Annotated in this window: 9 protein-coding genes; 4 read left to right on the forward strand and 5 right to left on the reverse strand. The window is 48.6% G+C overall.

Features of this window, described 5'->3' with window-relative positions; all coding sequences use genetic code 11:
* The first annotated feature begins 154 nt into the window (after positions 1–154).
* The 3 genes from NST99_RS18760 (at position 155) to NST99_RS18770 (ending at position 2,756) form a co-directional block, all read left to right on the forward strand.
* On the forward strand, positions 155–1,078 hold the full coding sequence (locus NST99_RS18760) for an ArsR/SmtB family transcription factor (RefSeq protein ID WP_341093728.1): 924 nt from the start codon (positions 155–157) through the stop codon (positions 1,076–1,078).
* A gap of 100 nt (positions 1,079–1,178) precedes the next feature.
* Entirely contained in the window at positions 1,179–1,931 is a 753-nt protein-coding gene (locus NST99_RS18765) for an HAD family hydrolase (protein WP_341093730.1), read from the forward strand.
* 96 nt (positions 1,932–2,027) lie between these two features.
* Positions 2,028–2,756 (forward strand): DsbA family protein, encoded by a 729-nt coding sequence (locus tag NST99_RS18770; protein WP_341093731.1) that lies wholly within the window; start codon positions 2,028–2,030, stop codon positions 2,754–2,756.
* A gap of 97 nt (positions 2,757–2,853) precedes the next feature.
* Here NST99_RS18770 and NST99_RS18775 read toward each other — a convergent pair whose 3' ends face one another.
* From NST99_RS18775 to NST99_RS18790, 4 genes are all read right to left on the reverse strand, one after another.
* Positions 2,854–5,136 (reverse strand): type IA DNA topoisomerase, encoded by a 2,283-nt coding sequence (locus NST99_RS18775; protein ID WP_341093733.1) that lies wholly within the window; start codon positions 5,134–5,136, stop codon positions 2,854–2,856.
* Between the two features lie 255 nt (positions 5,137–5,391).
* Positions 5,392–5,865 carry a hypothetical protein gene (locus tag NST99_RS18780; RefSeq protein ID WP_341093735.1) on the reverse strand — a complete coding sequence of 158 codons (474 nt, stop codon included), beginning with the start codon at positions 5,863–5,865 and terminating at the stop codon, positions 5,392–5,394.
* On the reverse strand, positions 5,862–7,121 hold the full coding sequence (locus tag NST99_RS18785) for a DNA polymerase IV (protein WP_341093736.1): 1,260 nt from the start codon (positions 7,119–7,121) through the stop codon (positions 5,862–5,864). The genes NST99_RS18780 and NST99_RS18785 overlap by 4 nt, the downstream gene beginning before the upstream one ends.
* A 1,565-nt stretch (positions 7,122–8,686) precedes the next feature.
* The gene (locus NST99_RS18790; protein WP_341093738.1) at positions 8,687–10,402 is read right to left on the reverse strand and encodes a proline--tRNA ligase; all 1,716 of its coding nucleotides are present in this window, start codon (positions 10,400–10,402) and stop codon (positions 8,687–8,689) included.
* A gap of 569 nt (positions 10,403–10,971) precedes the next feature.
* On the opposite strand from NST99_RS18790, the gene NST99_RS18795 reads away from it, so the two are divergent.
* Complete coding sequence (locus NST99_RS18795) at positions 10,972–12,975, forward strand: methyl-accepting chemotaxis protein (RefSeq protein WP_341093739.1); 2,004 nt, start codon at positions 10,972–10,974, stop codon at positions 12,973–12,975.
* Between the two features lie 118 nt (positions 12,976–13,093).
* On the opposite strand, the gene NST99_RS18800 is transcribed toward NST99_RS18795, so the two are convergent.
* Positions 13,094–14,581 carry a glutamate synthase subunit beta gene (locus tag NST99_RS18800; protein ID WP_341093740.1) on the reverse strand — a complete coding sequence of 496 codons (1,488 nt, stop codon included), beginning with the start codon at positions 14,579–14,581 and terminating at the stop codon, positions 13,094–13,096.
* Positions 14,582–14,728 lie beyond the last annotated feature (147 nt).

Here is a 14,728-nt window from a genome sequence, read left to right on the forward strand (position 1 = left end):
GAACAAACCTGGCTTCGGAAGCTCAGGGCTATGTAATACAATAGTTAAGCCAACGGACGTGAAACGGCAAACACCGAACATTATAGTGGACAACCCTCTTCAAAACAAGAGATAATATATAGAAGTGACGGATTTCCCTGGGGGTGTATGCTTCATGAGCTATGAACTAAAAATTGATGTCTCGCCTGTATATGAACTGCTGGACAGTTTCATGATATATGTTACCGGTAAATGGATCTCCAATCTGGATATAGGTCCCGACTGGGTCCGTGATCTCGACGGCCGCATACCGCCGCAGCAGGTATCCGCTCTGAAGCAGGCTGCCGAATGGCCTTTTACTGACTATGATGTGCTGTATGCCTGGGCTTATAACCGCGGGCCAGGCTCCAAAGTGCTGCAGTTCCTGGACGAACTGGAGTCCTCCTCACTGGAGGAGCGCTTCGGGCGCCTGTCTCCCCTGTTCCCCGATTTTACGATTGAAGAATGCAAACGGATCAGGGACAGCTATGCTCCGCTTCTTCGCCTTTGGTATGATCAGTACTTCCGTCATGTGGAGCATAAGATTCTGCCGCTGCTGATCGAGGACGCCTCGGAGAAGAAGCTGCTGGAGAGTAAAATGGACCCTGGAGCGCTGATTGAATACGCCTCAGGCGGAGTGGTAGTCGGAGACATCCCGGATTTGCAGACTATTGTGCTGCTGCCTACAGTGCACAACAGGCCGATTAATACGTATTGCTTCTATAATACCTTAATGATCATTCAGTACCCTGTAGATGTGCCTTCTGAAGACGAGGACGAGCCGCCTACCGTACTGCTGCGCCTGACCAAGGCGCTGTCGGACCCGACGCGTCTAAGACTGCTGCGCTATGTGGCTAATGAGCCCAAGACCCTATGGGACATGCAGTCCGATTTGAGCCAGTCCAGTGAAATGCTTATGCATCATTTGCTTATCCTGCGGGTCGCCGGTCTCCTGCGCGTCCATCTGGGCAGTGAAGGAGAAGGCAATGAACGTTACAGCATCCGCGCGGACGGCGCCTCGGATCTTCAGATGTTCCTGGAATCCTATATTCGTTTATAATAACAGTACCAAACAGAGATAAGCGAATGCTTACGAAGCGAGTTTTGTACGAAGCCCGGCCGATAAGTATCTGCTAACAAAACTTTTAGGAGTGAGCGTTATGAAATATTCAACACAGCAAGTAATTTTCGATTTGGACGACACCCTGGTGCACTGCAACAAATATTTTGACCTCATTCTGGGGCAGTATTTCGAACTCATGTCCGACTGGTTCAGCGGCTTCGGTCCTACTACGGGTGAAGTCCGCACCAAACAGGCCGAGATTGATGTAGAGACGGTAAGCACCAGCGGACTGGCCAGTGAAAATTTCCCCAAGTCCCTCATCGCAACCTACCACTATTTTTGCGCCAAATTTAACCGGCCGACCGATCCCTATCAGGAGCAGCAGCTGATGAAGCTTGGACTCAGTGTCTATGATCAGGAAATCGAAGCCTATCCGGGCATGGTGGAGACGCTTGATTCATTGAAACAGGACGGTCATGATTTATATCTGTATACCGGCGGCGACGATACGATTCAACAGCGCAAGATTGAACAGATGAAGCTGGATGTATATTTCAACGACCGGATTTTTATCCGCCAGCACAAAAATGTAGAATCGCTGGAAAATATTCTGAGCAGTTACCCGTTCGAGCGCCAGCGCACCTGGATGATCGGCAACTCTTTGCGCACCGATGTACTCCCAGCCGTGACCGCAGGCATCAACAGCATTTATCTGAAGCAGCAGAACGAATGGCTCTATAACCTGATCGAGCTTCAACGTGAAATGCAGCAATCTGTAGTAACCATTTCTTCCATTCACGAAGTAACCCCGGTAATCCGGACAGCGGCTCTGCGGCAAAATCACGGGTGACAAAAAGACAAGTCCTTGTTACAAATGACATAGGCAACCTCCTGGCAGTGTGATTATACTGTTTGAGAAGATTTTCATCTCATGCAGGAGGTAGGAATGAACAAGAAGACGAACCCTAAGAACGCTTCGGATAACAGACGCTTACTCCCCATGCTGCTGGCTGTAGTTGTGGTTATCCTCCTTGGTGTGCTTGTCTATATCACGACGGGCAACAAAGACGATGAGGCCATAGTATTCGACAACCTGCCTAACTACACGGATGTAAAAGGCACCATCGTGGTTGACGGGCTGAAGTATGAGAAGCAGCCGCATCTCGGAAGCGAAGATGCCAAGGTCAAGGTCATTGAATTCGCCGATTTCAAATGCCCTGCCTGCAAGAAATGGACGGCAACTTATCTGGATACGTTCATTAAAGATTATGTAGATAGTGGCAAAGTACAATTTTATTTCATGAACTTTGCATTTATTGACCGGGATTCTTATCTTGGCGCAAGTGCCGGCGAAGCCATCTATAAGCAGAGTAACGAGAAATTCTGGGAGTATCTTCACAAGCTATATGAGAATCAGGGTGACGAGAGCAAGATCTGGATTACCCAAAAGTTCATCCTAGACTTCGTGAAGGATAATATCGATGGCCTGGACTATGCTCAATTTGAGCAGGATGTTCAGAATCACACCTACATGTATGATGTGAAGGAAGACTTTAAGATTGCCGGCTCTTATGGAGTGAATGGCACACCTAAATTCATGGTGAACGGCGTTCTCCTGCCGAACTCTTCATATGAAACACTGGCCGCTGCAATCGAAGCCGAACTGGTCAAATAAGAAAGTAATGCGTTTAAAAAGAGGATGCGCTCCGGCCGGAAATCATTAGGCCAGGGTGCATCCTCTTTGATTGCTCGTAAGATTTAAACTTTGCGTTTTATTCTACGGTCAGTTGACCTGTGCTCACATCAGAGAGTACCAGTTTGCCCTCTTGCGGCGAGCCGTCCTCGCCGGCAAGCTTCAGCTTGCCTGTTTTGCCTTTCTCAATCAGCGCCTTGACCTGGGCATCACTAAGGGTGCGGCCGTGATTTTCCTTCCAAATGACAAATTTGCAGCCTTCCTTGTAATGGGAACAGCCATACCCTTTGCGGCCCATAAAAATCGTTCCACCGCAGCCGGGCCGCGGACACTTCCCGATGATTTTTGGTCCGTCATCCCCTTTGGCCGCAGCCGCTTTTCCGGCAGCTTCCGCTCCTGACTCTCCAGCCGCTTTGCGGGGCTTCGCCTCAACCGGTTTGCCTGCCGGCTTGCGTGCCGCACCGGCTCCGCTTCGTCCCTTGGCTCCGCCTTTCAAGGATGGCGTCTCCCCTTCAAAGGAGGTTTTGGCTGCCCGGGACTGTACCCGGACTTTGTCCACAATCATCGAGGCGAAGCGTTTGACGTTCTCCATAAACTGCCCGTCCGCCGCCGTGCCTCTGGCGATTTCATTCAACCGCCGCTCCCACTGGCCGGTCATTTCCGGTGACGTCAGCAGTTCAACACCTGCACCACGAATAAGCTCAATGGCAGTCCTGCCCTTTTGCGTAATGGCGATTTTTTTGCCCTGCATTTCCACATAACCCACGTTCTTAAGCCGTTCAATCGTCGCCGCGCGCGTAGCCGGTGTGCCAAGGCCGGAGTCCTTCATCGCGTCGCGCAGCTCCTCATCCTCAATCTGTTTGCCCGCACTTTCCATTGCTTTCAGCAGCGTGCCCTCCGTGTAGTGCTTAGGCGGCTGGGTGTCCTTCTCTTTGACGATCGCATCACTGCACAGTACCTCATCAGCAGGAACCACTGAGAACGGTTCATTCACTTCAATTTCTTCTTCCTCTTCATCTTCCTTGCCTTTGCCCTTGGACGGCTTGGCCTTGTCCTTCTTCTGATCGCCGTAAATCACTTTCCAGCCGAGGGACAGCAGCTCCTTGACCGTAGTTTTGAAATTTTCGTTCTCCACCTCAGTAAGTACGGTATGAACCTTATATTCAGCAGCCGGATAAAATTGCGAGAGGAAGCGGCGCACAATCAAGTCGTACAGCTTGGCCTCATCTGTGCTAAGTCCCGATGCTTTGCGGTTAGTCGGCAGAATGGCATGGTGATCTTCAACCTTCGAGGGATTGCAGATAAACTTATTGCCTTTATGGACCAGATTCCGGTTGGCGCCTTTGACCCATTCGTCATACGATGTTCCTTGCAGGGCGGAAAGCGTCTTGTGCATCTCCGGGATGTTCTGCTCGGTCACATAGTTGGAGTTGGTCCGGGGATAGGAGATCACCTTATGCTTTTCATATAATGCCTGAGCAATATCGAGCGTTTTTTTGGCGGAAAAAGCATGCTTGCCGTTCGCCTCGCGCTGCAGCAGCGTCAAATCATATAACTTAGTCGGATACTCTTTCGTCTCTTTGACCTCATAAGAAGCTATCCTGCCCGGCTTGCCCTTGACCTTGGCGGCCAGCGCTTCAGCTTTGGTTCCATCCGTCAGGCGTTCCCCTTGCCACATCCCTTTGTAGGTCATCTCGTTCTGAGCGAACTGCCCCTCCACTTCAAAAAATTTAAGCGATGAAAAAGCTTCGATCGTCTTCTGGCGGTCATAGATCAGCGCAAGTACTGGAGTCTGCACCCGCCCGACGGACAGCAGCACATTATGTTTGGTCGTAAACGCCCGTGAGCCGTTCATGCCAATCAGCCAATCCGCCTCGCTGCGTGCTCTGGCGGCTTTGGTTAGGTTTTCGTACTCTGAACCGTCCCTCAGCTCCTGGAACCCTTTACGGATCGTCTCCGGAGTCAAATCGGAAATCCACAGCCGTTTCACTGGCTGATTCAGCTTCAGATGCCGCTGTATCAGCGAAAAGATATGCTGCCCCTCCCGCCCCGCGTCGCAGGAATTGACCAATAAGTCGCTGCGTTTGGCCAGTTCACCAATAACTTTCAACTGGTCAATGGTACGCGCATTGGGTACCAGCTTGAACTGCTCGGGGATGATCGGCAAATCATTGATATTCCATTTTTTATATTTGTCGTCATAGGCTTCAGGCTCGGCCAGCCCGATAAGATGTCCAATCGCCCATGTGATGATGTACTGCTCCCCTTCCAGATAGGAACGGTAATTTTTGGCCTTCGGTTCTATTGCGGCGGCGATATTCCGCCCCATATCCGGTTTCTCCGCAATAATGAGTGTCTTCAAAAAGTATCGCTCCTTAACCTTTCATTCTTCCAAAATACGTCCAGTAGTCTATTATACCATTATGTTTAACGTATTACCTGCTATTAATCAGTATAAATTGAGCACCAAATACATGCGTTCATGGAGAATACCAAGCTTTTTTATCATTAAATACAAAGAGCGGCTCCAGCTTCCTTTGCAACTCCAGTTAACGGTGATGGAACCGGATGTGAATAAAAAATACCCCGCTAGTATAATCACTGACGGGTTGTCGTTTTATTTTTGCAGGTCTCTTAATACTGCCCCAAGGTCAGCGGTATACTTGGTCAACCTTAAGCTTATCTCTGTACGCATAACATCACGAGTTAGTCCAAAGCGTTCCTGGTACCCCCGGCAAAAAATTTTATAATATACCAAAAATTCCTCCTGTTCATCCGCCAGCACCCTGATATTCCGCTGCTTCAGCTCTTTTTGTAACTGATAGGTATCCTCAATAATTCTGCGCTGTATGGCTTGCCCGGCCATTAAAAAGGCGCGTTTAAGGATGTTTCCTGAATGTTCGATCTCCTTCAGGCTCTTGCTAACCATAGTATCTAGGTAAGGGAGCAGTATGAGGTCACGAACCATTGTCCGTTCAGCGACGGTTATCATTTTACTTACCTCATCATCCTGCTTCTGCTCATACTGCTCCACATGTTCGGTCATTAACATTTTGGTTTTCCATCTCTCATTCCCGTTTAATTTACTCATTTATAATGTCCTCCAATCTGTTCGGCCCGTTCCAGGGCAACTCCAGATTCGAGCAACGAAGAAGCACGTATAAGCGCTCGGCTACCGTACCGGGTTTTGATTTGATCAATTGCCCGTTCTCTGTTGTATGTGCGGATACGGTCATCAAATAAGGTAAGCTGCATGACACTGTCATCGCTCAAATGCGATATAGATATAGCTAAACGGCTTATAGGCATACCGGTCCAATTATCACAGAATAAGCGATATGCCGCTGCTGCCACCTCATGAGTTAAAGACGATGGCTCCGGCAGTGTCATTTGTCGGCTGTATGAATTTGATTTATCACCATCGGTTTCTGATACCGCTATAGACACCGTTGCTCCCATATAACGGTATTTCCGCGCTCGTTGGCAAACCTCAATCACCAATTCAAGCAAGACAACCTCAATTTCAGGTAGTCGGGTATACAAATTCCAGCGTAGAGCCTTACCGTGTCCTACTGATTTGATCTGATGGCGTATGCCGGTAACTACCGGGCTGGGATCTATGCCACGGGCAGTCTGCCAGTAATACTCCGCCTGGATATCACTCTGCTTGCCCATGGTCGTGCGCATTCTCCGCTTAAACTCACCCAACTCCATACGGGCGATATCTCCAATTGTGGTAATACCCATGCGGTAAAAATTTTTGCTCATTCGACCAGCCACCATAAACATTTCATGCACTGGCAACGGCCAGAGCTCTTTATCTAAATTGTCGTAATCAAGCCTGAAAATTCCGCCGTCCTTCTTCTTGGCAAAGTTGTTTGCCATCTTAGCAAGTATTTTTGTCGGTCCAATCCCCACTCGGGTCCAAACACCAGTTGATAACATGACATGCTGCTGAATGGAGTGAATTACCTCCTGCAAATCTCCTCCAAAAAAGCTCAATGAGCCTGTCACATCCAAAAATTGCTCGTCGATACTGAAGGCTTCAACAAGGTCGGTATACCCGTGATAGATTTCTGAAATCAGCAGAGAGACCTTTATATACGTACTCATCCGTGGCCGGATGACCACGAGATCCCGGCATTTAGTCATTGCCTCTCCCACTCGTGACGCGGTGGTTACACCATAGGATTTAGCTATGGGGCAGGCCGCTAAGACAATGCCGTTCATCCGCGTTGGATCTCCGACTGCGACAGGCTTATCTTTGTATTCAGGGTGGGCAGCTTTTTCAACGCTTGCGTAAAACGATTGGCAATCTGAAAGTAAAATGATTCGGTCCTTAGGCATATCGCTGCTCCCGTGATGGATGCCACGCGAGGATATTAGAAAGCAGAAAAACTCGTGGACGGCAGACTGTTAAGCAAGTAGCCCGAATACGCCCATTTCGTATGTCCAATATTTCAATTCGCCTCTGAGTGATCTCTCCCAATTTGTCCAGGTATATAATTTCGATGGTTTGGCCGATGCTCATTTTCATGATTGATCGCCTCCGATAAAATAAGAACATTTGTTTGTATTATAACCAAACATACGTTCCTTATACAATAAGTAAGATATTCTTCGAATGGGATAAAAAAGAAAAAGAATTACTCACTTACCTTATTGCATACAATGAAAAAGATTAAATTACAAAAAAACCCACCGGAGGCAGTGGGCAATATTAAACTATTTTTCTTACTCTATTAAAATACATTGAACCAAATTATCAAATTTATCTTTACTTGTCGAAATTTCTATACACATTCTCTCTAATCTCAGATTCCTTTTCATTCGAGATATTAAAGTTGATTTTAAAATTACTAATAGTACTTACTCATGGTTCGAGGATATTTGAGGGTGAATAGCAATAAAATCTTGAAATCGTGTCAGGAGTTTTTGACTCTCATTTTATTAGGTTAGTAAAATGATCTTGTTCTCCTTAGTAACAAAGTCCGTAAAGATTTTAAGTAAAGAGCACATAGGGGAGTTTCCTTATCACACTCTATGAGGTCGCTCCCAATGTTTTATGTTTTTTATCCATCTATAATAGGCGCAACCTGTATACGTATTACTTTGACAAAGGCCGGACTAACTTCTTTCCTCCTAGGCAATTTCCTTCCGAGTCTTTTTCAGATCCAAACGTTCCTGAAGTAGCTCGGGAAACAGAATCGTTGTGACATCCAATCTCGATGTTGTCATAAACAAGGCAGTTGGTCAGGATAAAGGCTTTCAGCGCTTCCTTACTTACGTCTTCTGAAGTACCATCGCATTCGGTGTCTTGTTCCTCGCCCCGGTTGCCTTCGCTGACATTCCCTCCGGAAACACTTCCACTTTCTTCATCTTTAACTTATTGCCGTCTCCCTCGCCGGTCAGCCATTTCTACCTCCAGACTCTCTCACTGATCTCTATCCACATGAACGTTGTCAGTCTCAGCCCAATTCTGCTGCCCTTCTTTACCTTGATCGAAATGAACTTGATGAACTTTGAAATGTCTTAGAGGAGTCTGGCATCGACGATGATTTAGAACCCTTTTATTATTTGTTGTTTAGCGGATCTCGTTCAGGAGAATTTTGCGCTTTGGAGTGGCCTGACAAATCCCTTGTTCAATACGAATACCCTTAGAGTTCGCAGAAATGGAACCATTATTATTTTTACCACAACATTCGGGGTGGCGATCAGCAGGGAAAATGAAGCTTTTGGTTTCTCTGCTGCAGATGTCCCCCCTGCTGCCATTGTGGCAACCGGGCAAATTCAGTATACGGTTGAAATCTTCACCAATGCAGCTGCCACAGATACATTAATAACGTTCAGGCGAGAAACTTCAGCGGAATTGCCGCATCAAAACCGCCGCAAGCTGCTATCAAACTTTCAATTCAATTCAAAGTCCCGGCAATCCGCATAACCGCTTCTGTAATATCCAGTACTTCCTTAGTACTGGCTTTGCGGTCCATATATTCAACCTTCTGCGCTGTAGCATCCTTGCCTACAACAATCGCAACCGGAATACCGATCAGGCCGAAATCCTTAAATTTCACCCCGGCACGCTCATCCCTGTCATCATAAAGCGTGTCAATCCCTAGAGAGGTAAGCTGCGCATACAGTTGTTCAGCCACCGCAATCTGCTCTTTGTCCTTTGTTGACATCAGTAGAATATGAACATTGTAAGGCGCGAGCGCTTGGGGCCAGATAAGACCCTGTTCATCATGATTTTGCTCGGCTACGGCAGCCAGCAGCCGCGAGATGCCGATCCCGTAGCAGCCCATAATCATCGGAGCGCTTTTGCCTGAATCGTTCAAATACGTGGCTCCCAGCTTCTCACTATACTTGGTTCCCAGCTTGAAAACATGGCCGATTTCAATTCCCTGATGAAAGTGCAGTACCCCTTTGCCGCAATTCGGACAAGCCTCACCCTCCACGGCATTTCGGAGATCACCCGCATGCTTGAGGCTGAAATCCCGTCCGGGTACGACACCGCGCAGATGGTAGTCTTTCTCTCCGGCACCTGTTATGCCTGACTCCATGGCCGCAACTGCCGAATCAACCAGCACGGTCAGCGAAAGACCGACTGGACCAATATAACCGCTCTCTACTCCCGCGGCATGCTGCACAGCATGATAATCTGCCAGGGAGATGTTGCTAACCCCGATCATTTTGGCCACCTTATGTTCGTTGACCTCATGATCACCGCGAACCAGTACGGCATAAAATTGACCGCCAGCTTCATAAATCAGCGTCTTGATGATTTCCTCAGGCTGGATATGCAATTCGAGCTCGAGTTGTTCAATCGTCCGGATGTCCGGCGTATGGAACTTCTCCACCGCAGGTTGGTCCCCTCTTATCGTGCGTACTTCTTGCACTCCCTCAGGAGACCGAACTTCAGCCAGTTCCAGATTTGCAGCATAGTCGCAGACGGAGCAGACGCCAATGGTGTCCTCTCCGATTTCGGAAAGCGCCATAAACTCGTGGCTCCCGCCTTCACCGCCTATGGCCCCGGAATCGGCATGTACTGCCCGGTACAGCAAACCGCAGCGTTCAAAAATCCTTTGATAGGCGTTATACATTCGCACATAAGATTCGTCCAGCCCATCCCAGCTGGTATCGAACGAATAGGCATCCTTCATCAGGAACTCCCTGCCCCGCAGCAGCCCGGAACGCGGCCGGCGTTCATCACGAAACTTGGTCTGAATCTGGAACACAGTCAGTGGCAGCCTCCGGTAGGAATTGATCTCCCCCCGCACCAATGAAGTTATTACTTCCTCATGGGTTGGCCCCAGTACAAACTCCCGGTCATGACGGTCTTGAAGCTTGATCAGCTCCTTGCCGTAGACCTCATATCGCTCCGACTCTTTCCACAGCTCAGCAGGCTGCATCGCGGGCATCAGGATCTCCTGTGCACCCGCGGCATCCATTTCCTCGTGGACAATTTGTTCAATCTTGCGGAGCACGCGGCGGCCAAGAGGCAAGTAGGTATAGATTCCGGCCGCCAGCTGGCGGATGTATCCTGCACGCAGCAGCAGCTGGTGGTTTGCGGTCTCGGCTTCAGCCGGAGCTTCGCGAAGGGTTGTGGCAAGTAGTTGACTTTGACGCATAAGGTTCAGCCCTCTCTGGTTTGGTTAACGCAATTTCTCAAATCTTCTTAAGAAAACGCAAAAAGACACATTCGTCAGGGACGAATGCGTCGTGATACCACCCTATTTCAACCGCCAATCTGTGCCTGGCAGTCCTCAAATCCGGATAACGGCCGGGGCCGGCAGCACCTTAATGTCTTCCAAAGTGCAGCAGCTTTCAAGGCAGGGTACACTTCTCTCGCTTCATGAAGGACCTTTCAGCCGGTGAGTCCCCTCTCTGATCCAAGCGATTCCAGAAACGTAGATCCTTGATCAACGCTATTACGCTATTAGTATGGTATTCAATTTAAAGGATAATGAAAAATTCGTCAAGCCTGCTGAGAGGTCCATCAGTTTCCAATCTCTCCAATTTCAGTGCAATTAATCCTTTACAATGTAAAATTATATCAGAATGTATGTTAATTCTTTCATATTCAAATATAGACATATGAAATTATTGTGTCAATAAACCGAATATATCATTATAACATTCAAGGAGCAGCTGCTTACGACCTAATCTGCTTCTATGCAATCAAGGGGGAGTCATAACAATGTACACAAATATTAGAAAAATCATCCGCAAACTCACATCCCGTTCACTTCAGAGGAGGATGATGTTAATCTTCACGATTATGCTGGTTATCCCAGTCCTTCTCGTGAGTTACTTCTCCTACTCCAGTGCAAGCAAACAATTGGAGCTGAAGATGCAGGAATCTACACAGGCCAGTGTGAATTTGCTAAAAACTACAATCAATGAAACGGTAAATGCAGCTATGAAAAATGTTCAGCAGCTCAGCCAGCAGCTCACTTCCGCGGACATTGATGCTCAAACACCGGAAGCCCGTGAACTCATTGAATTGTTCATGAAAGAACATCCAGAGCTGGAGATCCTTACGGTGGGTAATGAAAAAGGCTCCTGGATGAAGGCTCCGGATCCCGGCAAGCAGCAGGATTACGATCCGCGAACCAGAGAATGGTACAAGGCGGCCATGCAAAATGCCGGCAAAGTTACCATCGTGGATCCATTCGTTTCCGTCACTACAGGCAACTATAACCTGTTCATCTCTGAAACACTAAAAGACGGCAAAGGAGCAGTCACCACCAGCCTTAGCCTTAAAGCGATGAGCGAACGAATCAACCAGGTGAAGCTGGGAGATCACGGCTACTACTATGTCGTTGACCGCAATCATAAATTTGTGTCCCATCCCGTCAAAAAAGCAGGAGAAGATATCGACGACTATGTGGTGAAGCTGCTTACAAATGAGGGTGGAACGCTATCCTATACTAATCCGGATTCGGGTCTTGAAATGCGGGGATATTACACGACTGATCCAATTACCGGCTTCACGATTGTCGGTGTCTTAACCACACAAGAATTCTCGGATGCCTCCCTGCCTATACTCTATACCGGCTTAATGGTTCTTGGAGCAGCCCTGATTGTTGCATTGGTATTGATGTACTTTATTGTCCGGGCAATCTCCCGTCCTATCGCCAACCTCAACAACTCGGCACGCCGTGTAAGCGAGGGTTATCTGAATGAACGAATTGTGATTGACCGTACAGATGAGATCGGCCAATTAGCTGAGAACTACAATCTCATGGTCGACTCCTTACGGAATATCGTGATTGATATCTCGGATACGTCCGGACTCTTGGCTGCTTCGAGCCAGCAGCTGACAGCAACTACCGAGGAGAACTCCAAAGCAACAGCCTATGTAGCCGGGCTGGCAGAGGAGTCTTCGAATGGTGCCGAAACTCAAACCGCAGCGATGATTGAAACGTCGCGGGCGATGGAAGAAATGTCCTCCGGCATTCAAAAAATAGCCGAAGCCGCCTCATCCATCGTTGATTCCTCGACCGATACAGGAGCAGATGTGCTCGTCGGGAGCCGCAAGATCGAGCAGGTCAGCAAGCAGATGAACGCCATCCGGGAATCCACACAACTGTCAGCTGAGCTGATTGGACAATTAAATGGCCTAAACAGCGAGGTCTCGGAAATGAGCAGCGCCATTTCCACTATCGCTGTACAGACTAATCTGCTCTCATTGAATGCAGGAATCGAAGCCGCACGCGCCGGGGAACATGGCAAAGGATTTGCAGTAGTTGCCGCCGAGGTACGCAAGCTGGCTGATCAGTCTAAAATGACTGCCGGCAATATCCAAGACACTATTGTTCAGATGACTGAACTAATCGATCAGACCTATGAAACTATCCAGAATAGAGTGTCGGCAGATGTCGAGCTTGGGATGCAAGTAACCGAAGAAGCCAAAGAAGCCTTCGCGAGCATTGAACATTCCACAGCCAAGATCAACGGACAGATCCATGACATCTCTGCGATCACTGAACAAATGTCAGCAGGTGCAGAAGAAGTCGCAGCATCTGTCCAGGAGATCTCGAACATCTCGCGTTCCGCTTCCGATGCCTTCCAGAATGTAACAGCTGCTACCCAGCAGCAGCTTGCCTCGATGGAAGAGATCACCTCTTCATCGGGTGAGCTGTCCAAAATGGCCGGAGATTTGCAGCAAAAAGTCGAACACTTCAAGCTTGAAGATTAGGCAGCCGCCTAATCTTCACCTGTCAGCTAAATCAGCTCTAATTTAAAGAAGCCGTCTTCCACAGCTTATACTGTGAAAGACGGCTTTTAAGGTTTCATGTTCAGATATTCATTATAGATTAGACGAGAACTGTCGATCCCATCAGATATTTATCGACTTCACGTGCAGCTTCGCGTCCTTCATTGATCGCCCAGACCACAAGACTTTGCCCGCGGCGCATATCACCGGCGGCAAATACTTTATCCACGTTCGTGTTGAACTTGCCGTAACGGGCCTTCACATTGCTGCGGCGGTCTGTCTCAAGGTTCAACTCCTCGATCATCTCTTGCTCCGGTCCGTCGAACCCAATCGCAATCAGCGCAAGCTGAGCCGGATATACAGCCTCAGTACCTGGAACCGGCTGATAAATCTTACGTCCGGTCTCATCCACCATCCGGCGGATTTGCACGGTATGAAGTTCCTTAAGGTTGCCTTCTTCATCACCTACGAATTTCGTAGTCATGATGGAGAATTCACGCGGATCATCACCGAAGATTGCCTTGGCTTCCTGCTGTGCATAGTCAAGCGTATACACATTCGGAAACTGCGGCCAAGGATTGGCAATCGGATCTCGCTCAAGCGGGGCTTTGTCATGCGTACCAAACTGGGTAATGCTGTTGCAGCCATGACGGAGCGAAGTTGCCACACAGTCAGAACCGGTGTCACCGCCGCCAAGCACAATAACATCCTTACCTGCAGCAGAGACAAAGTTGCCATCCTGCAGATTGGAGTTCAAGTAGCTCTTAATCGTGCCGTTCAAATAATCCATCGCATACATGACGCCCTTAAGCTCAGCTCCCGGGACGTTGAAACGGCGTGCCTTAGTCGCTCCGCCGCAGAGGACAACCGCATCAAATTCATCGACCAGCTGCTGTGTCGGAATGTCTTTGCCGATCTCTGTATTCACTACGAAGTTCACGCCTTCGGCAGCCAGCAAGTCAACACGGCGCTGCACGACACGTTTGTCCAGCTTCATGGTCGGAATTCCATATGTCAACAGGCCGCCTACACGGTCACTGCGTTCAAATACAGTTACAGTATGTCCTGCCTTGTTAAGCTGGGCCGCTGCAGCCAGACCAGCGGGTCCGGAGCCGACGATGGCTACTGACTTGCCGGTACGCTTCTCCGGCGGACAAGGCACAACCCAGCCTTCCTCAAAGCCCTTATCAATGATGGCAAGCTCTATCGTCTTGATCGTAACCGGCTGGCCGATCAGACCGACGGTACAGGAGCCTTCGCAAGGTGCCGGACAGATGCTGCCCGTAAATTCAGGGAAATTGTTCGTCTTATGCAAGCGTTCGAGTGCTTCCTTCCACAGTCCCCGGTACACCAGATTATTCCATTCGGGAATGAGATTGTGGACAGGGCATCCTGAAGTTCCGCCAGCCATATCAATACCTGTATGACAATAAGGGGTTCCGCAATCCATACAACGGGCGCCTTGTGTCCGAAGCTCGTCCTCGGTTAAATGATGGTGGAATTCTTCCCAGTCTTTCACGCGCTGTTCAGGATCCCGGTCTCCTGGGAGCTGGCGCTTATACTCCATAAATCCAGTAGGTGTAGACATATTTACGTTTCCCCCATCCGTTCTCTTCGTGTTGATGTATAGTACATTGTAACATATTGCGGCAGACTCATGTCGTTTCAGCGCAATGAAGTACCTGCACATTCTATACTACTTTTAAGTTTAGCATTTCTAATTTTAATTATAGTA

The organism is Paenibacillus sp. FSL L8-0470, assembly GCF_038008625.1.
Lineage (GTDB): Bacteria > Bacillota > Bacilli > Paenibacillales > Paenibacillaceae > Paenibacillus_AQ.